Source organism: Mycobacterium pseudokansasii (assembly GCF_900566075.1).
Taxonomy (GTDB): domain Bacteria; phylum Actinomycetota; class Actinomycetes; order Mycobacteriales; family Mycobacteriaceae; genus Mycobacterium; species Mycobacterium pseudokansasii.
Genome location: NZ_UPHU01000001.1, coordinates 5,246,204 through 5,270,341, shown reverse-complemented (window position 1 = coordinate 5,270,341; position 24,138 = coordinate 5,246,204). Strand labels below are relative to the sequence as shown.

The following is a 24,138-nucleotide window of genomic DNA, read 5'->3' as shown; positions in this document are numbered from 1 at the left end:
CCGTTCCTTCCCGTTCCTTCCCGTTCCTTCCCGTTCCTTCCCGGCTCAGGTGTTCCGGCCGCCGTTGACACCCAGAATCTGGCCTGTGATGTAGCCGGCTTCCTCGGACACCAGAAATGCGCAGGCCGCAGCGATGTCTTCGGGCTGGCCCATCCGGCGCACCGGGGTGCGCGCGATGCTCTCCTCGATGTCGCCGAGAAACCCTTGCTCGGCGGCCTTGCGCAGCATCGGGGTGTCGATGAACCCGGGCGGGATGGCGTTGACGGTGATGCCGCTGGGCCCGTATTCGAGCGCCAGTGATTTGGTCAGCCCGTTGACCGCCGATTTGGCCGCCACGTAGTGCGCCATATAGGGAGTGCCCGAATGGGTGCTCGACGACGAGATGTTGACGATCCGTCCCCACCCGGCTGCCACCATGTCGGGCAGCACCGCCTGAATGGTGTGGAAGACCCCGTTGAGGTTGACGTCGATCACCCGCTGCCAGTCCTCGAAGGTGATGTTGGCGAACCGCTTGAACCCGTCCAGGCCCGCGGCATTGACCAAGATCGTGACCGGCCCCAGCCGGTCGCGGATCGCCGCCAGGGCAGCGTCGACCTGCGGGCGATCCGTGACGTCGGCCGTGTAGGCGAGCTCGGTGTCGAACTGCTGACGGTCGATGGTGGCGACATCGATACCGTCGGATCGCAGCCGACGGGCGATCGCCAGCCCGATGCCCAATGCGCCGCCGGTGACGACGGCGGTCTTCATGCCCACAACCTCTCAACCATAAAGAATCTCCCTTACAATTATGAGAACCCTACTCTCGCCGCCGAGCGGCCCGCAAGGCGGCGGCAATGGGCGTCCTGCCTGCGCTGAACGCCCCAATTGAGATGCCGCTGAGCGATTGCTTAGCACCATGGCAGGTCGGTTCGATGACGGGGCATTCTTGAACTCTCATACGGCGAATGTAAGATTCGCAAAGGATGAGAATGAAATTACCGTGACCGTCAGCACACCGAGGGGGCCGCAATGCCAACGCAGCAGACGGCGGGAACCATCGCGGAGGGTCCAACAGCCGGCGGGCTGGCCGGCGCCCCGAGTCAGTCACGGGCCGACCGGCGACTATTGATCGACGGCCGACTGGTCGCCACCGATACGACATTTCCGTCCGTCAACCCCGCCACGGCCGCGATCCTGGGATATGCACCCGACGCCGGGGCGGCGGAAGCCCGGGCGGCGGTCGCGGCGGCCCGGTGTGCCTTCGACACCACCACCTGGCCGACCGACGTCGAGTTGCGCACCCGGTGTCTGGACCAACTCCATCGGGCACTACTCGACCATGCCGAGGAATTGCGAGAGCTCACGATCGCCGAAGTCGGCGCCACCCATGCCCTGACCCGCGGAGCGCAACTCGACGAGCCGATCGGCATCGTGCGCTATTACGCCGACCTGCTGCCCGGCTACCAGTTCTCCGAGGACCTCGGCGAGCGGGAATCACGGGGGATGCGCCATCACCGCTGGGTGGAGAAGGAAGCCGCTGGTGTGGTCGCGGCGATCATCGCCTACAACTATCCCAACCAGCTCGCGCTGGCCAAGCTGGCTCCGGCCCTGGCCGCAGGCTGCACCGTGGTGCTCAAGGCCGCACCGGACACCCCGCTGATCACGCTGGCGCTGGGTGAGCTGATCGCCAACCACACCGATATTCCGCCCGGGGTCGTCAACGTGCTGAGTTCGTCGGATGCCGTCGTCGGCGAGGCGCTGACCACCAGTCCCGACGTCGACGTGGTCACCTTCACCGGATCCACCGCGGTCGGCCGGCGGATCATGGCGGCGGCCAGTGGGACGGTCAAACGGGTGTTCCTGGAATTGGGCGGCAAGTCCGCGGTGATCATGCTCGACGACGCCGACTTCGCCGGCGCGGCCATGTTCGCGGCGTTCAGCATGGTCACCCACGCCGGTCAGGGCTGCGCACTCACGTCGCGGCTGCTGGTACCCAATAAGCATCACGACGAAATCGTCGAACTCATCGCGCAGAACTTCGCCAAGGTCCGCCACGGCGACCCGGCCGACCCGAAGACCTACATGGGCCCGCTGATCAACGAACGCCAGCGGGACAAGGTCGACGGCATGGTGCAACGGGCCGTCGCGGCCGGGGCGACCCTGGTCACCGGGGGCAAGCGACTGGATCCCGGCTACTTCTATGCGCCCACCCTGCTCATCAACGTCGACCCGGACAGCGAGATCGCCCAGGAGGAGGTGTTCGGTCCGGTGCTCGTCGTGATCGGGTACGACGATGATGATCACGCCGTCCGGATCGCCAACAACTCGATCTACGGCTTGGCCGGCGCGGTGTTCAGTCGCGACCAGGACCGGGCGCTGGCGGTCGCGCGCCGCATCCGCACCGGTTCGTTTTCCATCAACGGCGGCAACTACTTCGGCGCCGACAGCCCATTCGGCGGTTTCAAGCAGTCGGGCGTCGGTCGCGAGATGGGAGTCGCCGGACTTGAAGAGTTCTTGGAACGCAAGACTTTTGCGGTTCCAGTGATCGCGGCGTCGGCGCACGGGGCCCGCGCATGAAACCCCTTGAAGGCATCCGCGTCCTGGAAGTCGCCATGTACGGCTTCGTCCCGTCGGCCGGCGCCGTGCTGGCCGAATGGGGCGCCGACGTCATCAAAGTAGAGCATGCGGTGACCGGCGACCCGCAGCGCGGACTCCGTCAGACCGGCATGCTGCGGGTGGAGGGCGACCCGAACCCCAACATCGAACACGCCAACCGCGGGAAACGCAGCATCGGCCTGGACATGTCGGTGCCGGAAGGCAAAGAAGTGCTCTACGAGCTGGCCCGCCGCTCCGATGTGTTCCTGACCAGTTTCCTGCCCGACGCACGACAGAAATTCGGCATCGACGTCGACGACATCCGGGCGGTGAACCCGTCGATCATCTACGCCCGCGGCAGCGCGCTCGGCCCCCGCGGCGAGGAAGCTACCAAAGGCGGCTACGACATGACCGCCTTCTGGTGCCGGGCGGGAACCGCTGCCACTATCACTCCGATGGGCTATGCGGGCATGATCAATCCGCCCGGGCCGGCCTATGGCGACACCATCTCCGGCACCAACCTCGCCGGTGGCATCGCGGCGGCATTGCTCAAGCGGGAGCGCACCGGTGAGCCGTCCGTCGTCGACGTGTCGTTGCTGGGCAGTGGATTGTGGTCGCTGGGCCACACCGTGGCCTTGACAAGGCATTTGGGTCAGCGGATGCAAGCCCCGCCGCCCGGCGTGCACGGTGCGCCCAACAACCCTCTGGTGGGGCTGTATCCGACGTCCGATGGCCGCTACATCTCATTCGTGATGATGCAGCCCACCAAGTTCTGGGCCGACGTGTGCCGGCACATCGACCGGCCCGAATTGGCCGACGATCCACGCTTCGCGACCGTCGAGACCATTGCCGCCAATACGGCAGATGCCGTCGAGATCTTGACCAAAGTGATCGCAGCACGCACGCTTGCCGAGTGGAGCGAACGCTTTGCGACGCTCGCGGGACCATGGGCGCCGGTGCAGGACACCCTGCAAGCGGCCGACGACGCGCAAATCCGGGCGAACGAATATCTGGTGCGTGCGGGCCAACTCGAGCTGGTGGCCAACCCGGTGCAATTCGACGTCACCGCGCCCCATACCGGGCCGGCACCCGGATTCGCCGAGCAGACCGACGAGATCCTCTTGGAACTCGGACTGGACTGGGATCGCATCATCGAACTCAAGACGGCCGGCGCCGTCACCTGAGACCCACATGAGCCCCGAGCCGGCGGTCCCGAATGCCCCCGTTGCCGAAGCCGTCGCAGCCCATCCGCCCGGCCCGATAACGGTTGCGGGTTTCCCGTTACACGTGGGCGCGGCATGAGTCATAATCGCCGAAAGCTGCAAGAGGTGGGGGCTGGGCCGGGCCAGCATTGCTTGCAAGCGCCAACTCACGCAACGAAACGGAGGGCTGGCGTGAGGGCGGTAGCCACTAGTCACGGAGCGCCAGTGCCGTTAGTGGAGCGGGCGATGGTTTCCGCGGCCCGGATCAGCTTGGCGCGCAGCCATATTGGTCACATGGCCACCGGAAGGCACGGGGCCCATGGCCGGTAGGGGGGCGGACCGCTGGTCACCGGGCATCACGTTGGGGCGTGGGGCCAAACCCATGCAGGCTGTCGGGGGGCTCTTCGCGATGTCGGCGGACGCCATCAAATTCGTGTTCCGCCGGCCCTTCCAGTGGCGGGAATTCCTGGAGCAGTCGTGGTTCGTCGCGCGCGTCTCGATGGCGCCGACGTTGTTGGTGGCCATCCCATTCACCGTCCTGGTCAGCTTCACCCTCAACATTTTGTTGCGCGAACTGGGCGCGGCGGACTTGTCCGGTGCGGGGGCCGCTTTCGGTGCGGTCACCCAAGTCGGCCCGTTGGTGACCGTGTTGATCGTCGCCGGCGCGGGCGCGACGGCGATGTGCGCAGACCTTGGTTCGCGAACGATCCGTGAGGAAATCGACGCGATGGAGGTACTGGGTATCAACCCGGTGCAGCGCTTGGTGACCCCCCGCATGCTGGCCTCGGGCTTGGTCGCGCTGTTGTTGAACAGTCTGGTCGTCATCATCGGCATCCTGGGCGGCTATGTCTTTTCGGTGTTCGTCCAGGACGTCAACCCCGGTGCGTTCGCCGCGGGCATCACCTTGTTGACCGGGGTGCCCGAGGTGATCATTTCCTGTGTCAAGGCAGCGCTTTTCGGCCTGATCGCCGGTCTCGTTGCGTGCTACCGGGGGCTGACGGTATCCGGCGGGGGCGCCAAGGCCGTCGGAAACGCCGTCAACGAGACCGTGGTGTACGCGTTCATGTCGTTGTTCGTCGTGAACGTGGTTGTCACCGCGATCGGCATCCGCATGTCAACCAAATAAACGCAAGGGGAGGCCTAGGGACGCGCTGTGACACTGCGAGCAGCCTATCCGCGACTGACGCGACAACTCCAGAAGCCGGTCGGCACGTTGAGCCGCATCGGCGATCACACGTTGTTCTATGGCAAGGCGCTGGCCGGCGCTCCGTTCGCGGCCACCCACTACCGGCGGGAAATCGTTCGTCTGGTCGCCGAAATCAGCATGGGTGCAGGAACTTTGGCGATGATCGGCGGAACCCTGGTGATCGTCGGTTTCTTGACGCTGGCCGCGGGAGGCACGCTGGCGGTCCAGGGGTACAGCTCGTTGGGCAACATCGGCATCGAAGCGCTGACCGGATTTCTGGCGGCTTTCATCAACGTTCGCATTTCGGCGCCGGTGGTGGCGGGAATCGGGCTGGCAGCCACCTTCGGCGCGGGCGTGACCGCACAGCTGGGCGCGATGCGGATCAACGAGGAGATCGATGCGCTGGAATCGATGGCGATCCGGCCGATTTCCTATCTGGTCAGCACCAGGATTGTCGCCGGGATGCTCGCGATCACCCCGCTGTATTCCATCGCCGTGATCCTGTCGTTCCTCGCCAGCCAATTTGTCACCGTGGTCCTGTTCGGCCAATCGGGTGGCCTCTATCAGCACTACTTCACGACGTTCCTGAATCCGATCGACCTGTTGTGGTCGTTCCTGCAGGCGGTGCTGATGGCACTGACCATCTTGTTGATCCATACCTATTTCGGTTATTTCGCCTCCGGCGGACCGGCCGGTGTGGGCGTGGCGACCGGTAATGCGGTGCGCACCTCGCTGGTCGTGGTCGTCTCGGTGACACTGCTGGTGTCGCTGTCCATTTACGGCTCCAACGGCAACTTCCACTTGTCGGGCTAGAGGAAAACGACAGTGACGAAGAACCTCGGGCCGGGCCCCATTCACCGTTCGGAAACCGCCAGCGCCGCAAGACCCGTCGGGGCATCACCCGGCCGGCACTTCGGTGTGCGGTCCTACATCCGCCCCTTGGCGGGTTTGGCAACCGTCGTCGTGGTCGCCGGCATCGCCGCCGTCGCGGTGGGTTTGTTCCAGGGCTCTTTCACCGACAGCGTGGCGGTGACCGTGGTTTCGCCGCGAGCCGGCCTGGTGATGAACCCCGACGCCACAGTGAAGATGCGCGGGGTGGAGGTGGGCAAGGTCGCCTCGATCGAATCCCGGCCGGACGGCAAAGCGGTCCTGCACCTGGCCATGCAACCGTCGCAGATGCATCTCATTCCGTCCAACGTGCTCGTCGACATCGCGTCGACGACCGTCTTCGGCGCGAAGTTCGTCGAGCTGGTGCCGCCCGATAATCCGTCGCCGCAGCCGCTGCACGCCGGTGACGTGCTCGAAGGCCAGCACGTCACCGTCGAAATCAACACGGTATTCCAGCAACTCACCTCGGTGCTGAACTCCATCGATCCCGCCAAACTGAACGAGACCCTCGGCGCCATCGCGTCGGCGGTGAACAGCCGCGGCCACGAGATCGGCCAGATGCTCTCCGATCTCGATCACTTCCTGGCCACCCAGGACCCGAGCCTTCCCGCGCTGCGCCACGACCTCGAGGCCCTGCCCGCGGTCAGCAACGCCTATGCCGACGCCTCGCAAGATCTGGTCACCACGGCCGACAACGCCATCCGGATCAGCAAGACGATTGTCGACGAGCAACGAAACCTGGACGCCTTCTTGATCAGCTCGATCGGTCTGGCCGACATGGGCAACGAAGTGATAGGCGGCAACCGACAAGCGCTCACCGATGTCCTGCATCTGCTGGTGCCGACCACCAATCTGACCAACGAATACCACCAAGCGCTGTATTGCGGTCTGGCCGGGTCGTTGGTGAATCTGCACGCGCCGCCGCTGCCCACCCCCGGCGTGTTGGTGTTGGTCGGATTCGAGTGGGGGGCCGAACGATACCGCTATCCGGTCAACTTGCCCAAGGTGGCCGCGACCGGTGGCCCGCAGTGCTGGGAGCTTCCTGTCGTGCCCTTCGACGTCGCTCCGCCGTTCGTGGTCGCCGACGTCGGCGCCAACCCCTGGCAGTACGGAAACCCGCACCTGCTGCTGAATTCGGACGCCCTCAAACAGCTGCTGTACGGGCCACTCGACGGGCCGCCGCGCAACACGATGCAGATCGGGCAGCCCGGATGAGCAGCTCACGCCCGATGATCATCAAGTTCGGCATCTTCGCCCTGATCATGACGGTGCTCACGGTGTTCCTGTTCTTCATTTTCGGCCAGTACCGAACCGGTTCGACGAATGGTTATTCCGCTGTCTTCAACGATGTCTCGCGACTCAAGGCCGGACAGACGGTGCGCGTCGCTGGCATCCGGGTGGGCACCGTCAACAGCGTCACACTGCTGCCCGACAAAAGGGTGCGGGTGAAGTTCGACGCCGATCGCAGCGTCGTGCTCACCGCCGGTACCCGGGCCGTCGTCCGCTACCTCAACCTGGTCGGTGACCGCTATCTCGAACTCGTCGACGGTCCCGGATCCACCAAGGTGCTGCCGGCCGGCGGTGAGATCCCGCTCGACCGGACGGCGCCCGCGCTCGACCTCGACCTGTTACTGGGTGGCCTGAAACCGGTTATCCAGGGCCTGAATCCGCAAGACGTCAACGCGCTCACCGCGTCGCTGGTGCAGGTTTTCCAGGGCGAGGGCGGCACCCTGCAGTCGTTGCTGTCGAAAACGTCGTCGTTCTCGAATACGTTGGCCGACAACAACGAAACCGTCCAGCAATTGATCGACAACCTCAACACGGTGGTCGCCACGCTGGACAAGGACGGCGACAAATTCTCCACGGCGCTGGATCGGCTGCAGCGGCTCGTCAGCGCGTTTTCCGACGATCGCAATACGGTCGGCACCGCGATCGACGCCCTGGATCAGGGAACCGCGTCGATCGCCGATCTGCTTACCCGAGCCCGGCCACCGCTGGCCGGCACGGTGGATCAGCTCAACCGGTTGGCGCCGCTGCTCGACGACAACAAGGGCCAAATCGACGTTTCGTTGCAGAAGCTGCCCAAGAACTACCGCAAGCTGGTGCGGCTGGGCTCCTACGGCGCCTGGATTCCGTACTACCTGTGCGAGCTGAGCCTTCGGGTCTCCGACCTGCAGTACCGGACCGTGGTATCGCCCATCTACCGCCAGGAAGGCGGGCGGTGCGCGGAGCCCGACGAGGGAGACCGATGAACAAGTACCGCGGCGCCGGTCTCGTTCGGGCCGGATTCATCGGGACCGTGCTGGTGATCATGGTCATCGCGGTCGGACTGTCGCCCGAGCAACTGCTCCAGCGGGGCACCGCCGTCCGATACCAGGCGGTGTTCTCCGAGGCCGGTGGCCTGGCCCAGGGCAACGACGTGACGGTGTCGGGTATGAAGGTCGGCTCGGTCTCGGATGTGGCCTTGCACAACGGCGATGCCTTGGTGACGTTCACCATCAAGGGGTCGGTGCTCCTCGGGTCGGACACCACCGCACACATCAGGACCGGGTCGCTGCTGGGCCAGCGGGTGCTGACGCTGGAGTCGGCGGGCAGCGGCACGCTGCATCCCATGGATGTGATACCGATTTCACGCACATCCTCGCCGTACTCGTTGAGCGAAGCCCTCAGCGATCTCACGACCGATGTCGCCGACACCAACACCGATACGCTCAACCAGTCGCTGGACACGCTCTCGACAACGCTCGACCAGATCGCCCCGCAATTGGGCCCGGCCTTCGACGGGGTGAGCAGGCTGTCGCAAACCCTCAACGGCCGCAACAAATCACTGCGCGACCTCTTACACGGCGCCGCCGATGTCACCAAGATCCTTTCGCAACGCAGCGCGCAGGTGAACACGCTGATCCTCGATGCCAACAGCCTGCTGTCCGTCCTGGTGGCCCGGCGGCAAGAGATTGTCCAACTGCTGGCCAACACCTCCGCGGTGGCCAAACAGCTGACCGGATTGGTGCACGACAACGAAAGCAAGCTGGCGCCGACGTTGGCCAGGCTGAATTCGGTGACCGCCATGCTGGAGAAGAACCGCGACAATCTCTCGCAGGCGCTGCCGGGCCTGGCCAAGTATCAGCTCACCCAGGGCGAGGCCATCTCCAACGGGTTCTACTACACCGCGTTCGTGCCGAACTTCTTGGTAATGGAGATCTTTCAGCCGTTCTTCGACTATTTCTTCGGCTTCCGAGCCTACGGAGCGCCCGGTCAACCACCGGACACCGCCGGTCCGCGAGCGCTGATCCCGTTCCCCTCCAACGCCATTCCACCGTGCGCCGACTGCCGGGTGCCCGGACTTCCGCCCTTCCCCGGAGGGTCGTGATGATTACCCGCACCATGCTTCGGGCCGGGCTGGCGATCACGTTGGTAGCGCTGGTCGTCGTCGGCGCCGCAGTGGCCGTTCGCAATACGTTCTTCCGCCCGATGACGATCACCGCCTACTTCACCAAGACCACCGCGATCTACCCGGGAGACGACGTGCGGGTCTCGGGTGTCAAGGTCGGCACGATCACCGCCATCCGTCCGGAGGGGACCACGGCCAAGATGGTCATGCACGTCGATCACGACGTCCCCATTCCGGCTGATGCCAAGGCGGTGATCGTCGCCCAGAACCTGGTGGCCGCCCGCTATGTCCAACTCAGCCCGGCCTATCGGTCCAGCGGTCCCACCATGTCCGACGGCGCGGTGATACCGGTCGACCGGACCGCGATACCCGTCGAGTGGGACGAGGTCAAGGACCAATTAATGCGGTTGGCAACGGAATTGGGGCCCAACAGCAAAGTCTCCACACCCTCGGTGGCGCGCTTCATCGACAGCGCCGCCAACGCGCTCGGCGGCAACGGCGACAAGCTGAGGCAGACGCTGGCCGAACTGTCCGGGGTGGGGCGAGTTTTGGCCGACGGCAGCGGCAACATCGTCGACATCGTCAAGAATCTGCAGACCTTCGTCAAGGTGCTTCGCGACAGCAACCAACAGCTTGTGGTGTTCAACAACCAGCTGGCCACACTCACCAGCGTGCTCGACGACAATAAATCTGATTTGGACGCCGCGCTCACCGATTTGGCCGGCGCTGTCGGCGAGGTGCAACGGTTCATCGCGCAAACCCGTGACCCGACCTCGGAGCAGATCGCGCGATTGGCCGACCTGACCCAGATCCTGGTCGACAACAAGATGGCTCTGAAGAATATCCTGCACGTCACGCCGAATGCGCTCGCCAACGCCTACAACGACTACGAACCCGACATGGGGGCAATCCGCGGCGCGTTTACGGTCAACAACACGGCTAATTCGGTGAACCTCTACTGCTCGCAACTCGGGGCCATCGAGAACGTCACCGCCGTCGAATCCGGCAAGCTGTGCGGCCTGTATCTGAGTCCGGCACTGCGAGTGTTCAACCCGCTGTTGCTCTTCAACTGGAACTATCTCCCTATTCCGATCAACCCGATCCTGGCGTCGTCAGCGGACCCGCAGAACATCGTCTACACCGAGCCGCGGCTGGCGCCCGGCGGTGAGGGCCCCAAGCCCGGACCGCCCGTGCTGCCACCGGCAGTGTCGGCGTATACCGGACTGCCCGGCGATACGCCGGACCATCCGCCGCCGCCGGGGCCACCGGCACGGATACCGGGTGCCGCAATGCCTGAGCCGCCGGCACCCACCCGCCCGGGCGAGTCACCACCGCCGTCGCCGGCACCGATACCCGGTCTGCTCCCCGCCGAAGGAACGCAGCCGTGACTGCCCGGGTGTTGGCCCGCCGGCTGCTGGTCCTCGGCGCGGCCGTCATGCTGAGTGCGACCGGATGTGCATTCAACGGCCTGAACTCGTTGCCGCTGCCCGGCGCGGTGGGACGGGGCGCGGGCGCCGACATCTACCACGTCGAGATCGCCAATGTCGGCACCATGGAGTCGAATTCGCCGGTGATGGTCAACGACGTCGTGGTCGGCAGCATCGGCAGGATGCGCGTGACCGGCTGGCACGCCGACGTCGAGATCTCGGTGAAGCACGGTGTGGTGATACCCGGCAACGTGATTGCCAGTGTCGGTCAGACGAGTCTCCTGGGTTCGATGCACCTGGAGCTCAATCCGCCGCCCGGAAAACAGGGTGAAGGGACGTTGCAACCGGCAGCCGAATGCGCCCGGCTCCACCTCGCCCAGCCGCCCTGCGCCACCGTCCCGCTGGACAAGTCGTCGACGTACCCGTCGACGGAACAGACGTTGTCGTCGTTGTCGGTTGTCATCAACTCGGGCGGCTTCACCCAAATCGGCGACATCGTGCACAATTTCAACGCGGCCTTGTCCGGCCGGGCAGCCGATGTTCGCGACCTGATCGATCGCCTCGACCGGTTCGTGGGAACACTCGACCAACAGCGTGGCAACATCGTCGCGTCGATCCAGGCACTGAACCGGCTTGCCGGCACGTTCGCCAGCCAGCGCGACATCATCACCCAGGCGCTCTACAAGGTGCCGCCCGCCTTGGACGTCCTGATCCGCGAGCGGCCGCGGATCACGGCCGCGTTGGACAGACTCAGGGTGTTCAGCGACACCGCCACCAGGCTGGTCAACGATGCGGGCAGCGACCTGGTCACCAATCTGAAAAACCTCGAGCCGACCATCAGTGCGCTCGCCGACGTCGGGCCGGAACTCGACGCAGCGCTGGCCTACGCGCCGACGTACCCGTTCACCCAGAACCTCATCGACCGAGCCATCCGCGGTGATTTCGTCAACGGATTCTTCGTCCTCGACCTGACGAATGCCCGGCTGCGCAAGGGCCTGTTGCTGGGGACCCACTGGGGACGGCTGGGCGCGGAGCTGGTGCCCGCACCCGGAGACCCGCAGTACCTGCAGTACCAGTACACGCCCGACCCGCGGAATCCATCCGCTCCTGGGCCGGTGGCGCCGCCGGTCGGTGCTCCGCTGACGCCGACGGCGGCGCCGGGACCCGCGACCTTCGTGCCGCTGCCGCTGCCGCCGCCGGGCGCGCCGCCGCCGGTGCCGCCACCACCGCGGCCACAACTCGGCCCGGCGACACCCGAATTCGGCCCGCAGGTGCCGGGCACGCCGCCGACCGCGACCCAGCCACCGGATGGGGGCTCGTGAATGCTGACCCGCTTCGTCCGTATCCAGCTGGCGATTTTCACGATCGTGGGCATCGTCGGGGTGGCCGTGATGGTGTTGATGTACATCCAGGCGCCGACGCTGCTCGGCATCGGGCGGATAACGGTCACCCTGGAAGTGCCCGCGACCGGCGGCCTCTACCGCTTCAGCAACGTGACCTACCGCGGGGTGCAGGTCGGCAAGGTGACCGCGGTGGGGCTGACGTCGCACTGCAGCGACCCCAAACGCAGTCCGTGCACGAATGCGACACTGTCGCTTGGTTCTTCGCCGAAGATCCCGGCGGACCTGCAAGCCGACGTGCGCAGCATCTCAGCGGTCGGTGAACAGTACGTGGATCTACGGCCGCGCACCAACTCGCCGCCGTACCTGCACAACGGCTCGGTGATCCCGATGAGCCAGGCCACCATCCCGCAGCCGATCGGGCCCGTGCTCGACCAGACCAGTGCGCTGATCGACAGCATTCCCAAGGGCAAGCTGGTGGCGTTGCTCGACGAGGCATTCAAGGGATTCAACGGGGCGGGCTACGATTTCGGATCGTTGTTCGACTCGGCGGCAAAGGTTTCCGGTGACCTCAACGGTGTCGCCGATCGGGCTCGAAACCTCACCGAGGACACCGGGCCGGTTCTGGACTCGCAAGCGCAAACCACCGACGCGATCCGGCTGTGGGCGCGTAGCCTTGCCGGCGTCACCGGCCAACTGGTAACCAACGATCCGCAGGTCCGCACCCTGCTGGAGCAAGGCCCCGGCGCATTCGACGAGGCGTCTCGACTGCTCGAGCAGATAAGACCGACGTTGCCGGTGCTACTGGCCAACCTGACCACGGTCGGCCAGATCGCAGTCACCTACCACGCGTCACTCGAGCAGGTACTGGTGTTGCTGCCGCCGTTCGTTGCCGCGATTCAATCGTTCGTCGGCACCAAGAACCCGACGGGCTACGCCCAGGGCGACTTCGCGGCTCTGGTCGACGATCCGCCCGGCTGCACGGTCGGATTCCTACCGCCCAGCCAATGGCGCTCGCCGGCCGACACCACGACGATCGACACCCCGGACGGGCTGTACTGCAAGCTGCCGCAGGACTCACCGATCTCGGTTCGCGGCGCCCGGAACTACCCCTGCATCGAGCACCCGGGCAAGCGGGCGCCGACGGTCGAGATCTGCGACAGCGACCGGCTTTTCGAGCCACTGGCGATGCGCCAACACGTCTTCGGCACCTATCCGCTGGACCCGAACCTGCTCGCGCAGGGCATCCCGCCCGATGACCGGGTCAACTTCTACCGGGATCGGATTTTCGGACCGGTGGAGGGCACCGCACTGCCACCGGGATCGCCCGGACCGCGGGGAACGCCGCCGGGACCGCCGAACTCGCCGGTGCCGCTGGGTCAACCACCGATACCGCCGGGGTCGTCGGTACCGCCGCCGGCCAACTTGCAACCGCCGGTGCCGGTGGAACTGACGCCCATCGCGCCGATGGACGTTCCGGACGGCGCCCCCCCGGCGCCGGTTGGCGGGCCGCAAGCCGCACCAAGTGCCTTCGACCACAATGGTTCTCGAGTGAGCCCGGGTTTGGCGGTGGCACAGTACGACCCTCGCACCGGTCGCTACCTCGGTCCGGACGGTCAGCTGTATCGGCAAGCAGACCTGGTCAAGGCGCCCAAGACCTGGAAAGACATGCTCTTGGCGGCCTAACCCGGGTAGCGGCCGGCGCCCGTTTCAGATCCTGTCGAGCCGGAACGGCATCATGACGACGAGCCACTTGTTGACACCGCATGCGCCGCTGGGCCCGACGGTCTGGTCCTTGCCGGCAAGTGTCGGCGACCCGGTCTGGACGGTGCCGTCCGGGCCCGCCGGATAGAAGGTGAATGTCTGTACCCCGGTGAACGAGGTGCCGTCGGGGCACGTTTCCCAGTTCGGCACCTCGTGTTTGACGGTCCACATCACGCCGTCATGCATGTAAAGCGGTGCACTCCAACCCTGGTCACTCGTGACGTGGCCGGTGCAGTCCTGTGCGGTGGCACAACTGGACGACACAGTCCAGGTGCTGCTGACGGTCGGTTCGTCATGAAACGATTGATTCGTCTTGGCCCATTCACCGACGGACGTGGCGCGGTAGGTTCCGTTGATGGCAGGGCCATCGGTGGAGGCCCGGGCCGGCGGTGCTGTGCTCGAGCCGCCAATCACCATGGCAGCCACCGTTATTGCGCTTGCGACAGTGCCCATTGACCGCATCACGTGCTCCTCGACGCGCTGGCGTCACTTCCCACTTGAGACAGTAACACCGGCGCCACCGGGTGGGCGAGGGCTTTGCTGCAAAGCCGCGACCATCACAGCGAGTCGAGCTTGGCGATGAGCCAGGATCCGTTGACCTTGCTCAGAGTTACTCGCACGCTACTGGTGGTTTTCACCGGTTCTGGCTTGTCCTTGCTGGTGGTCTTCAGACTGATAAACACAAGTACGACAGCCGAATCCGGATGCAATTCCGCGGCGGCGGCTCGAATGACGCGGGCGTTGGTGGTGATTTGGCCCCGCTGTGCCGCCGGCGCCACGATCTGCTCGGTGAACCGTTCGTAGTAGGCCTGGTAGTCGTCGGTGAGCCGCCATCTCGCATTGTCGAAATCCCGGCTCAGGCTGTCGGGCGAGTACGACAGGAGTGCCACCGTGCCGTCGGAGGCCGCTCTGATCGCGTCGCGTGCCGCCGCGTCGTCGGTCTGTTGATCCGGACGGTAACCGAAGTAGAAGAATCCGGCGGCGAAGCCCGTCGTGGCAATGACCAACAGCCCTAACAGAATTGGACGCCAGTGCGTCAGGCACCGGCGGATCCGGCGGCCTGCCATGCTGAATCGGCGGCGCGGCAGTCGACCGTCGTCGACCGTCACGGCAGCGCTTCGACCTTCGCCACTTTGAGCTGACCGCCGTCTCGTTGCACCGTCATGACAATCCGCCAGGACCGCGGCGGCAGTTGGGCCTTCCCTGAATTGGGGTCCGGATTGGTCTCGGGATTGGCAACCTCGGCTTTGGCCGCCACCAGGACCACTGCGGAATCGTCGGTCATCGACTGGACGGCGACGCCTTGCACGGTCACCTTGGTGCTGACCCTCGATTGCTCGACCGACTGGACCAGGTCGTCGGCGGCGATCAGCATCCCGCCTTTGAACGCACCGGTGGTGTTGTCGATGATGCGCTGCACATCCTCCCTGGCCCTGTTGGCGTCGATCGACATCAGGATGATGGCGCCGTGGCGCGCCGCGGCCGCGAACTCAGCGGCGCGCTGCTGTTGGTGCGCCACGGTGTGGTGGTGCCACACCAGATAACCGCTCGCGCCGAGTGACCCGCAGCTGATGACCGCCGCGGCTATCGCGGCCAGGCCCTTGCGTCCCGGACGGCGAAGCCGCGGCCACCGCACGCGGAATCGGCGCCGTGTCTTACCGGCTCCGTGGTCGACGGCTGCGTCCCCAGCCCCGGCGCCAGCCGTCGGCTGCCGGCCGCCGGCTATCGCGTCGGCTCTTTCGCTCAACTGTCTCGCGCGTTCCCGAGCCGCGCGTGCCCTCGCTTCGGCCAGGGCGACGGCTTGCGCTGCCTGGGTGGGCGATAGGCCGTCGGCTTCGAGGGCCTCAGACGGAGACTCTCGCGACGGCATTGTCACCTCCTGCCCACGCTCTCAGCGAGAGCAACATTATCGATCACTCACCGAACGGGCCCGCCCCCCGAATACGTTGATTCGTGTCCTCTCCGGGCAGGAGAGTTTTCTTCTCAATTGTGCAAGAGTAATAGCGTGCGCTTACTCGTGGCAGCGATTGCCGCGTTGCTCGGCATGACGGTATTGACGGCACCACCCGCCGGCGCGGGCCCGACGGTGTGCGACTACCCGGCCTGCACACCCGGAATCACCCCGAACGTCGTCCTCGGAGCCCCCTGCGACAACACCACCTACTACGTCTTCGGCACCGCCGACTACTACGTCTCGTTCGCCACCGAGCCGGGGCGGCTGATGTTCTGCGGTTCGCCGCGGCGATACGAACCCAGATGGTTCCGATCACCTCCGATGGCCGGTATCAAGGACGAAAACTCCGACTGCACCAGGTACCCGGAGTACTACGTCGCCCAGGCGCCCGACGGCCTGTTCCTGGTCTGCGTGGCGCAGAACGGTCACGCCACCTGGGTGCGTGGCGACACCTAAAGGGGTCTAGTGGTGTCGGTCAGATCCCGAAACCAGCGCTCGACCTGGTTGAGCCACGACGATGAGGTCGGCGTGAAGTGCAGGTGAAAACGCTTGTGCCGGTTGAGCCACCGGTCGACCTCGGCGTGCTTGTGGGTGCTGTAGTTATCCAGGATCAGAGGGACCTGCAGGCCCTGGGGCACCTCGTGGTCGATCGTGTTGAGAAACTTCAGGAACTCGGTATGACGGTGATGAGGCAGGCATTGACCGATCACCGTGCCGGTCAATACGTCAAGTGCCGCGAACAACGTGGTCGTCCCGTTGCGCTTGTAGTCATGGGTCATCGTTCCGGCTCGACCGGGGATCATTGGCACCGACGCCTGGGTACGGTCGAGAGCCTGAATCTGGCTCTTGTCATCCATGCACAACACGATCGCCTTGTCCGGCGGGTTGAGATACAAACCGACGACATCGACAAGCTTGTCTCCTTTACCGGCTAATCCTGTTTGCTTCCAGGGCCCGACACGCCGTAGTGGGTGTGGTTCCCGGGCTGCTCGATGTGTGTGTGGGATACGTGTCTCATGACATCGCTGAGCGAGTTCCGTGTCGAGGCGCGTAACGACGGCTGGGTGCTGACTGGCCCGTCCTCGGTCGGCCTGCGGCTGGTCAATGACTATCTGGGCTATCTCGGTGACCGGCATTACGCGCCGGGCACTCGACGCTCCTACGCGTTCGACCTGCTCGCGTTGTGCCGGTGGCTGGAGGAGCAACATCTGCGGCTGGATGAGGTGGATACCGCTGTGCTGCTGCGGTTTCTCACCTCGTGCCATGGGTTGGCGGCGGCGACGGTGAACCGGCGGCTGGCCGCGATCAGCGGCCTGTTCACGTTCCGGGCGATGCGTGATCCTGCCTTGGTCAACCCGATGCCGAAAGGCCCGGCCGGCCGCCGGGTTTCCGCGTCCCAGCGCAGTGGGCTGCTGGGTCACCTGGCCAGCCCGCAGCCACGCTCGCCGTTGCGGGCAACGGCAAACCGGTGGCTCCCAGACCGGCTGTGCCCAATCCGGCGGTAGCCCCGCGTGCGCCTGACATCAGCATCATCAACGGCGACGTCATGAAGCTGACCGGGTAAATACCCAGCTCGACTATCGACATCAACGAAGACACCGCCGCGTGGCCCGCGTTCGTCAGGTCAGCCGGCGGTGCACTAAACGGAGTCAGAGTCGAGGCCAGCGTGGCTGCCTTGGTGTGGTAGTCCACCATCGCGGCTGCATCCTGGGCCCACATTTCGGCGTAAACGCTCTCAGTAGTCGCAATCGCCGCAGCATTGTCGCCCAAGAAATTCGTGGCCACCAACGTTGCGAACAACGTTCGATTCACCGTCACCGCCGCGGGATGCACAGTTGCTGAAAACGCTGTCTCGTAGGCGTGTGCGGCGCCCTGAGTTTGGACAGCCGACAGTTGGGCGTGCTCGGCCGCCGCGGTTAACCACCCCGTCAACGGGGCTGCCGCCGCGACCATGGACGACGATGCCGGCCCGGTCCATTGTTGACGTGCCAACCCAGCTATGACCGAATGAAACGACGACGCCGTTTCCTGCAGATCCTGGGCCAGTCGCCGCCATGCAATAACCGCGGCATGCAAGGATCCCGACCCCGCGCCGCAATATATTCGGGCTGAATTAATCTCCGGTGGCAACCACAAAAAATCGAAGAACATTTCTAATTCCCTGGTAGCAGTACAGCCGCTCCGGCGCCAAGCGGCAAATGAGCTTCACTTCGACGGCGCTAAATAGTATTTATGCCAATAATATAGCGCCTCAGAAATCGGGCGTTCAGGTGTGGAACTTCGAAAGTGCGAGCACTCATTCTGATGGCATGATTTCTGTTAGGCCGATACGAATGGCGCGAATAATACTGCAAGCGGTCGGTGCGAACTCCTTGAGCGGCCACAAGATTGCCGCTTAAGCCGGGATTTCAATTGAGCCGAAAGAAACCATCTCCTCGGCGATTGTAGATATCAAACTGATAATATCTATCATGTAATACACAATATTTATCAACATGAGGTTTCGGACGCAAGGCGCCGGCCACGGTTTTCGCCCAAGTTGGTTGGTTGTGGATGTTGAACCGCGAAAGTGCTTGTCCCGCAGTGCTCAAGCTGGCGCTCCGGCGGATCACCCGATCGAGCGAACTCTCACCCCACTTCGGTGGGATCGGTCCATTCGCGCGTGCCGATGAGCCGGCGGGTGATGCGGCGCAGGTGCGAACGCAGTGACTCGTCGTCGATTTCGGCAACCAAGGGGTGCATCACGCCGACGGCAATCGCTCCCGACAGCATCGCCGCCGACACCCGCGCGTCCTCGGCGGCGTCGTCGACGAGCACGCCGTAGAGCCGCGCAATGAATTGCTGAAACGGTTGGTGTTCTGCCAGCAGCCGCACGATGACCGGGTCGAACTGCAGCGTGCTCGCCGCGCCCCGGCGTTCGACCGCCACATCGATCACCCGATCCAGCAGCAGCTCGCGCGCCTGCGGTTGGTGGGCCTGGGCTTCGGCGGCCTCCAGCGCCTCTTCCAGACCGCCGAGTTCACGTTCGGTGAGGGCGATGACGATCTGGTCTTTGGTCTTGAACTGGTGGTACACCGCCGCTTTGGTGACGCCGATGGCGTCGGCGATCATCTGCAGCGAGGTGCCGCCCACGCCGTGCTCGGCGATCAGTTGCAGTGCCGCATCCAGAATGCGCGTTTGTGCAGCGCTGCGCGTAATGAAGCGGAACTGGCCGGTGGACGGCGTGGACACCACATCGAGAGCCTAGCCGATCGGCTATTGACCGTAGGTAGCCGATCGGCTAGCTTCGCTGACTAACACCACACGATCGCCCCAGGACCCGCGGACCGGAAGGAGTCCCGATGTCCGACATCGGCGAGCGCCGAACAGCCCCGCCATCCGCTTCACGGCGCGCCGATGGCGAGCTCGTCCTGTTGTGGACGCTGCCCGTCGTGGCGATCATCTGGGTCTCGGCGTTCCTGTTGTTTCCCGGCTTCACGCCACCGATGTCGCCCAGAATGCCCGCGGAGCAGGTGGCCGCGTTCTATCGGGAAAACCAGTCCGGGGTGCGCTACAGCATGATCCTGTTCAACTGGTTCTGCGTGGGCCTGATCCCGGTCCTGATGCTGCTGGTGATGCAGATTCGCCGGATGGCTCACCGCACGCCGATCTTTTCCTACTGCATGATCGGCTGCGTGGCCGGCGGTCCCACCCTGTTTCTCATCGCCGATGTCTGCTGGCTGCTGGCCGCCTTTCGCCCGGAACGCAACCCGGAGCTGACGCAGATGTTCAACGATCTGGCCTGGCTCACCTTCACCACACAGGTTCCCTTCCTCATCGGGCAGAGCGTGATTCTGGCCCTGGCGATTTACTTTGACGATCCGTCGCATCCGGTGTTCAGCCGTTGGGTGGCTCATTTCAATCTGCTCGTCGCCGCCGCGCTGGTGCCGGCGGCGTTCGCGGGGCTGACGCTGTCGGGCCCCCTGGCGTGGGATGGAGTGTTGTCATTCTGGCTGAAGAACATCGCCATTGCAGGGTGGATCGTGGTGTCGGCCGTCGTCCTCGGCCGGGCCGTTCGCCGGGAGCGCGACGAAGCATCGGTCGGCGCATGAGCGCAGCGGTGACTAACCCCAAGCGTGAGCTCTGGTTAGCCTGGTGGACGCTCGTCGCCTTCTATAACTTGTTCGCCCTGGTGTTCTTCGTGCTCACCCGCACCCAACCCCCGCCGGACCCCGCGTGGGACACACCACGGGTCGTGCAGTGGTTCGGGGACAACCACTTTGGGATACTCATCGGCTTCGCCATGATGTTCGTCATCACCGGCATGACGACGATGAGCAACGCGCTCATCGCCTATTCCATGCGGCGCATGTCGATCAGCCCCGCATTCGCGTATTCCTACCTGGTTTTATACTCGCTCAGCGCGATTCCGGGGATGTTGCTGATGTGCATCGTGCTCACCGCCGCAGCGATGCGCCCCGACCGTGACCCCGAGCTGATCGGTTGGCTCTACGACTTCGGCTTCCTGTCGTTCATCGGAACCATGGGGGTGTTCCTGATCGGCTCGCTGGTGTGGATGCTGGCGATCCTGATCGACAAGAACCAGGTTTTCCCAAAGTGGTTCGGCTACCTCAACCTCTGCAACGCGCTCACCGAGATCGTGGTCTCTCCGGCCTGGATTTTCCGCCGGGGTGTCCTGGCCTGGAACGGGCAAATCGCCTGGTGGCTCAACATGGTCGTATTCGGCATCTTTACAGGGGTTTTCATCGTCTTGCTGCGGCGGATGATCCAGCGAGAGGACTTCGGCACCGGGACACTGCCCGAGGTTGCGCCGCGCCAGGTGGCGGCGGCATGACCGTCGGCGCCAACAAACCGGCCAGGTTCGTCCCGGGTCAACCGGACATGTGGGCCTTCGTGCTGTTCGAAATGCTCGTTTTCACAGCATATCTTGCTTTCTACCTGTTCTACCGCGCCCAAAATCCGGAGCTCTTCCTGCGCTCGCAGGCGCAACTGGACATGCGCATCGGGGTGTTCAACACACTCATTCTGCTACTGAGTTCCTTGTCGGTGGCACGATGCGTCCAATCGGCCCGGGCCCACGCCTACCGAGCGGCGCTCAACGATGCGTATATCACCGCGTCCTTCGGCCTGGTGTTCCTGGGCGCCAAGGTTTTCGAGTGGACCGGCCAGACCCGCGGCGGTAATTCCTTTACCAGTGACGATTTCTTTACCTACTACTTCTTTCTCACCGGCATCCACTTCGTGCACTTGCTGATCGGATTCGTCGTCATCGGGATTGTCGTGTATCAGCTGTGGGGCCCGGCACGAACAGGTCAGGGGTCTGGGGGATCTCAGCGGCTGGTCTTGGTCGAGACCTGCGCCACCTACTGGCACACCGTCGACTTCCTCTGGGTGCTCATCTTCGCACTGCTGTACGTGGTGAGGTGATCCGAATCAGATTCAACAAGCGGCTGTTGGCCGTCTGGGTGGTGCTGGCGTCATTGACGTTGTCGTACCTGTGGCTTGATTACGCCGTCGAGCCATCTCCGAAGGCCAGCGCGGTGGTCACGGCGAGCGTGATCGTGATCGCACTCATCAAGGTGCGAATCATCTTTCGCGAGTTCATGGAAGTCAGGCAGTCTCCCGCCGTGCTGCGCCGCCTCACGGACGCATGCGTGCTGCTCGTCGGCGCTGCATTGCTGGGCAGCCATCTGGCCGGCATGATGCTCCACTAGGACGGTTGCAGACCTAGTCAACTCGCGCAGCGGAGTCCTCGGCCCGGTAATCACATCATTCACATTGGTCTCTGACCACCGGCACCGGAACCGGAACGGGCGGTACCGGAACCGGGACCGGGACCGGAACCGGGACCGGAACGGGCGGGACCGGCACCGGCACCGGCACCGGCACCGGCACCGGCACCGGCACCGGGGGTTCGATTTCGGGGCAATACTCTCCCTACGTCGACATCACGCTGTATCCCGGGCCTAACGGATACGACTTTTCCTCCGCCGCACAGGCGGGAGTCAAGAACGCCACGTTGGCCTTCATCACCGCCGACCCGAATGGTCAGGCGGCCTGGGGAGGATATTCGGCGCTCGACGTCACCGGCGGCTCCCAGAGTTCGTTCATCAACAACCAGATCGCCAACATGCACAGCGCGGGCATCAACGGGACCATCTCCTTCGGAGGAGCGGCCGGCACCGACCTTTCGGCCGTCAGCGGTCAGACCCCCACAGCGCTGGAGCAGCAGTACCTGTCGGTGGTGAATACCTACAAGATCTATCACCTCGACTTCGACGTCGAAGGCGCGTTGCAAGGCAACACTGCGGCACTGACGACACAAGCGAAAGCCATTGCCCTGCTGCAGCAGCAGGAGGCGGCCAACGGCACGCCGGTGACCGTCTCCTATACCCTTCCGGTGCTGCCGACCGGGCTGGTGCCGGGCCAGGGCGGCGGACTGAACGTCCTCCAAATCGCTACGGCTAACGGTGTCAACATCTCCCGGGTGAACATCATGGCCATGGATTACGGCCCCGGTTTCGATCAGCCCGGCAACCCTGGCATGGGCACGTATGCGATCGACGCGGCGACGGCGACCCACGGTCAGTTGATGACGCTGTATCCATCGCTGTCCAGCGAGCAGGCATGGTCGATGCTCGGGGTGACGCCCCTGATAGGAATCAACGACGACCCGAGCGAGATCTTCACCCTCGCCGACGCGCAACAGCTGACCACGTTCGCGATACAAAACCATATCGGCGAATTGTCCATGTGGGAGCTCCCGCGCGACACCACAGGCACATTGGGCGCAGTAGACGCCGTCGACGGCAGCGGAGTGGCGCAAACCCCGTTCGAGTTCTCCAAGATCTTCGAGCATATCGAGACCGGTTCCACACTTTGACGCCGGTCGCTGAACGGGCGGCCCGAAGACGCCTTGGGCCACGGAAATCGCTGTGCCGCAGTCGTTTCGGAATCACCCGACGGGAGCGTCAGCGTCGAGCGCTTACCCCGTCGGCGTGAACGTCAGGTGTAGTTCGGTGAGGCCGCGCAGGATATAGGTCGGCTCATAGCGATAGCGGCGATCGCCCGCCGGCCCGTGTCTGGCCGGGTCGACGGCAATGTCGGCCATCCGGTCCAGGATGCGCTCGATCGAAACGCGGCCCTCGACGCGGGCAAGCGGTGCGCCGGGGCAGGAGTGGACCCCTCGGGCAAACGCCATGTGTTCGCGAACATTCTTTCGGTCCAGACGAAACTCGTGCGGATTGTCGAACCTTCGCGGGTCGCGGTTGACCGCCCCGGGCAATACCACCACGACGGTTCCGGCCGGGATGTCGACTCCGGCGATGTTGGTGGTCCGGCGGGCGAGGCGCGAGTCGCTCTTGACCGGGCTCTCCAGCCGAAGCGATTCCTCGATGAATGCCGGAATCAAGCTGCGGTCGTGGCGCAGCCGCTGCTGTATGCCAGGCCGGTCGACGAGCACCTGCAGCGCGGCGCTGAGCAGTTTGGCCGTCGTTTCCTGCCCGGCAGCGAAAAGGAATGTGGCCGAGCGGACTACGTCAATGACCTCGGGTGTGGATCCGTCCGGATACTTTGCCGTCGCAAGCGCGGTCAGCACGTCTTCACGCGCTTCGCGGCGGCGGTCTTCGATGTAGTTGCTGAACTTCTCGTCGAGCCACTGCAGCGGGTTGGTGCCCACCGACTCGTGGTCGAGTCCACCCACCCGCGCGCCGGGACGCTCGGCGCCCAACATGACGCGAAACTCCTTGTGGTCGTCTTCGGGAACACCCAGCAGGTCGGCGATCACCAGGGTGGCAAAGGGTTTGGAGTATTCGGAGATGAACTCGCAGCGACCGTTGCCGAGGAACTCGTCGAGCTGGCGGTCGGCCAGGCGCCACATAAACTCCTCGTTCTGCTTGAGGCGGCTCGGCGTCAGCAGCCGGTTCAGCAATGACCGGGCGCGGGTGTGATCCGGCGGGTCCATGGTGACCATGTGCTCGTACATCGGGAACTTCTCGCGGCTCTGGTCGATCTGGGCGTTGATGTCGTCGCCCTCGGGCACGAACGGCAGCGGCGGGAACGGTCCGCCCAGTGCGACGCAATTGGAAAAGGAGTCGGTGTCCTTGTAGACCGCGGTGGCCTCGTCATACCCGGTGACGGCGACGACGCCGTAGTGCGGCAGCCGCAGAACCGGGTTCTGGCTGCGCAAGTAGTCGAAGTACGGGTAAGGGTCGGGGACCAGCGAGGGGTCGGTGAAAAAGTCGATCGAATCGTAGTCGCTCATGTCGCGCGTGCCTCCCGCAGCTGGCGTTTGCCGAATGGGCCGTCGGCGGCGATAGCGTCCCGCCGCCCGAATCCGACGATGTGCTGAGCATCTGCTTAGCATGGCGGTAATGTCATGGTCAAGGTGGTCACCGGTCGCCACGGCGACGT

The 24,138-nt window shown here is 64.5% G+C and carries 23 protein-coding genes and 2 pseudogenes; 17 read left to right on the top strand and 8 right to left on the bottom strand.

Translation table 11 applies throughout. From position 1 onward, the window contains the following. Window positions 1-45: 45 nt before the first annotated feature. Complete coding sequence (locus EET10_RS23640) at window positions 46-747, bottom strand: SDR family NAD(P)-dependent oxidoreductase (RefSeq protein ID WP_122502547.1); 702 nt, start codon at window positions 745-747, stop codon at window positions 46-48. A gap of 261 nt (window positions 748-1,008) precedes the next feature. Here EET10_RS23640 and EET10_RS23635 point away from each other — a divergent pair, with 261 nt between their 5' ends. The 10 genes from EET10_RS23635 (at window position 1,009) to EET10_RS23590 (ending at window position 13,694) form a co-directional block, all read left to right on the top strand. Next, entirely contained in the window at window positions 1,009-2,556 is a 1,548-nt protein-coding gene (locus EET10_RS23635; RefSeq protein WP_099187697.1) for an aldehyde dehydrogenase family protein, read from the top strand. Continuing rightward, window positions 2,553-3,758, top strand: a complete 1,206-nt coding sequence (locus EET10_RS23630; protein ID WP_063466613.1) for a CaiB/BaiF CoA transferase family protein — start codon at window positions 2,553-2,555, stop codon at window positions 3,756-3,758. Before EET10_RS23635 ends, EET10_RS23630 begins: the two co-directional genes overlap by 4 nt. A gap of 337 nt (window positions 3,759-4,095) precedes the next feature. Then, a complete protein-coding gene (locus tag EET10_RS23625) occupies window positions 4,096-4,902 on the top strand; it encodes an MlaE family ABC transporter permease (RefSeq protein ID WP_036405154.1) in 807 nt (268 codons plus the stop codon). Window positions 4,903-4,929: 27 nt separating this feature from the next. Beyond that, a complete protein-coding gene (locus EET10_RS23620; RefSeq protein ID WP_023367609.1) occupies window positions 4,930-5,775 on the top strand; it encodes an ABC transporter permease in 846 nt (281 codons plus the stop codon). 12 nt (window positions 5,776-5,787) lie between these two features. Continuing rightward, entirely contained in the window at window positions 5,788-7,065 is a 1,278-nt protein-coding gene (locus EET10_RS23615; RefSeq protein WP_081260379.1) for an MCE family protein, read from the top strand. Then, the gene (locus EET10_RS23610; protein ID WP_036405156.1) at window positions 7,062-8,102 is read left to right on the top strand and encodes an MCE family protein; all 1,041 of its coding nucleotides are present in this window, start codon (window positions 7,062-7,064) and stop codon (window positions 8,100-8,102) included. The genes EET10_RS23615 and EET10_RS23610 overlap by 4 nt, the downstream gene beginning before the upstream one ends. Then, entirely contained in the window at window positions 8,099-9,220 is a 1,122-nt protein-coding gene (locus tag EET10_RS23605) for an MCE family protein (RefSeq protein ID WP_122502546.1), read from the top strand. The genes EET10_RS23610 and EET10_RS23605 overlap by 4 nt, the downstream gene beginning before the upstream one ends. Then, on the top strand, window positions 9,220-10,629 hold the full coding sequence (locus EET10_RS23600) for an MCE family protein (protein ID WP_122502545.1): 1,410 nt from the start codon (window positions 9,220-9,222) through the stop codon (window positions 10,627-10,629). Before EET10_RS23605 ends, EET10_RS23600 begins: the two co-directional genes overlap by 1 nt. Then, window positions 10,626-11,990, top strand: a complete 1,365-nt coding sequence (locus EET10_RS23595) for an MCE family protein (RefSeq protein WP_099187695.1) — start codon at window positions 10,626-10,628, stop codon at window positions 11,988-11,990. The genes EET10_RS23600 and EET10_RS23595 overlap by 4 nt, the downstream gene beginning before the upstream one ends. Then, the gene (locus EET10_RS23590; RefSeq protein ID WP_122502544.1) at window positions 11,991-13,694 is read left to right on the top strand and encodes an MCE family protein; all 1,704 of its coding nucleotides are present in this window, start codon (window positions 11,991-11,993) and stop codon (window positions 13,692-13,694) included. It begins immediately after the preceding gene. Between the two features lie 24 nt (window positions 13,695-13,718). Here EET10_RS23590 and EET10_RS23585 read toward each other — a convergent pair whose 3' ends face one another. The 3 genes from EET10_RS23585 to EET10_RS23575 form a co-directional block, all read right to left on the bottom strand. After that, window positions 13,719-14,234, bottom strand: a complete 516-nt coding sequence (locus EET10_RS23585; protein ID WP_036405165.1) for an Rv2253/PknI dimerization domain-containing protein — start codon at window positions 14,232-14,234, stop codon at window positions 13,719-13,721. 95 nt (window positions 14,235-14,329) lie between these two features. Continuing rightward, window positions 14,330-14,839 carry a hypothetical protein gene (locus EET10_RS23580; RefSeq protein WP_036405245.1) on the bottom strand — a complete coding sequence of 170 codons (510 nt, stop codon included), beginning with the start codon at window positions 14,837-14,839 and terminating at the stop codon, window positions 14,330-14,332. Window positions 14,840-14,877: 38 nt separating this feature from the next. Next, the gene (locus EET10_RS23575; protein ID WP_246013682.1) at window positions 14,878-15,519 is read right to left on the bottom strand and encodes a hypothetical protein; all 642 of its coding nucleotides are present in this window, start codon (window positions 15,517-15,519) and stop codon (window positions 14,878-14,880) included. Window positions 15,520-15,816: 297 nt separating this feature from the next. Here EET10_RS23575 and EET10_RS23570 point away from each other — a divergent pair, with 297 nt between their 5' ends. Next, window positions 15,817-16,182, top strand: coding sequence for a hypothetical protein (locus tag EET10_RS23570; protein ID WP_063466648.1), 366 nt, complete (start codon window positions 15,817-15,819; stop codon window positions 16,180-16,182). 17 nt (window positions 16,183-16,199) lie between these two features. Here EET10_RS23570 and EET10_RS23565 read toward each other — a convergent pair. Further along, a pseudogene (locus EET10_RS23565) lies at window positions 16,200-16,862 on the bottom strand (IS630 family transposase); the annotation flags it as partial. On the opposite strand from EET10_RS23565, the gene EET10_RS31185 reads away from it, so the two are divergent. Beyond that, complete coding sequence (locus EET10_RS31185) at window positions 16,743-17,231, top strand: site-specific integrase (RefSeq protein ID WP_122502847.1); 489 nt, start codon at window positions 16,743-16,745, stop codon at window positions 17,229-17,231. The pseudogene EET10_RS23565 and the gene EET10_RS31185 sit on opposite strands and share 120 nt — an antisense overlap. A gap of 154 nt (window positions 17,232-17,385) precedes the next feature. Here EET10_RS31185 and EET10_RS31180 read toward each other — a convergent pair. Both EET10_RS31180 and EET10_RS23550 read right to left on the bottom strand, forming a co-directional pair. Continuing rightward, window positions 17,386-17,877 (bottom strand): annotated as a pseudogene (locus EET10_RS31180) (PPE family protein); the annotation flags it as partial. A gap of 477 nt (window positions 17,878-18,354) precedes the next feature. Next, complete coding sequence (locus tag EET10_RS23550) at window positions 18,355-18,960, bottom strand: TetR/AcrR family transcriptional regulator (RefSeq protein ID WP_051490619.1); 606 nt, start codon at window positions 18,958-18,960, stop codon at window positions 18,355-18,357. A gap of 107 nt (window positions 18,961-19,067) precedes the next feature. Between EET10_RS23550 and EET10_RS23545 the strand changes: the two genes are divergently transcribed. The 5 genes from EET10_RS23545 to EET10_RS23525 all read left to right on the top strand — a co-directional run bounded on the left by EET10_RS23545 (window position 19,068) and on the right by EET10_RS23525 (window position 22,609). Beyond that, on the top strand, window positions 19,068-19,817 hold the full coding sequence (locus EET10_RS23545; protein ID WP_063468105.1) for a hypothetical protein: 750 nt from the start codon (window positions 19,068-19,070) through the stop codon (window positions 19,815-19,817). Continuing rightward, a complete protein-coding gene (locus EET10_RS23540; protein ID WP_099187691.1) occupies window positions 19,814-20,560 on the top strand; it encodes a hypothetical protein in 747 nt (248 codons plus the stop codon). The genes EET10_RS23545 and EET10_RS23540 overlap by 4 nt, the downstream gene beginning before the upstream one ends. Continuing rightward, window positions 20,557-21,153: a cytochrome c oxidase subunit 3 gene (locus EET10_RS23535; protein WP_036405168.1), complete on the top strand. Its 597-nt coding sequence runs from the start codon at window positions 20,557-20,559 to the stop codon at window positions 21,151-21,153. The genes EET10_RS23540 and EET10_RS23535 overlap by 4 nt, the downstream gene beginning before the upstream one ends. Further along, on the top strand, window positions 21,153-21,440 hold the full coding sequence (locus EET10_RS23530; RefSeq protein WP_036405255.1) for a cytochrome C oxidase subunit IV family protein: 288 nt from the start codon (window positions 21,153-21,155) through the stop codon (window positions 21,438-21,440). The genes EET10_RS23535 and EET10_RS23530 overlap by 1 nt, the downstream gene beginning before the upstream one ends. A gap of 305 nt (window positions 21,441-21,745) precedes the next feature. Continuing rightward, the gene (locus EET10_RS23525; RefSeq protein ID WP_246013681.1) at window positions 21,746-22,609 is read left to right on the top strand and encodes a chitinase; all 864 of its coding nucleotides are present in this window, start codon (window positions 21,746-21,748) and stop codon (window positions 22,607-22,609) included. A gap of 102 nt (window positions 22,610-22,711) precedes the next feature. On the opposite strand, the gene EET10_RS23520 is transcribed toward EET10_RS23525, so the two are convergent. Next, complete coding sequence (locus EET10_RS23520) at window positions 22,712-23,989, bottom strand: cytochrome P450 (RefSeq protein WP_036405170.1); 1,278 nt, start codon at window positions 23,987-23,989, stop codon at window positions 22,712-22,714. Between the last annotated feature and the right edge of the window lie 149 nt (window positions 23,990-24,138).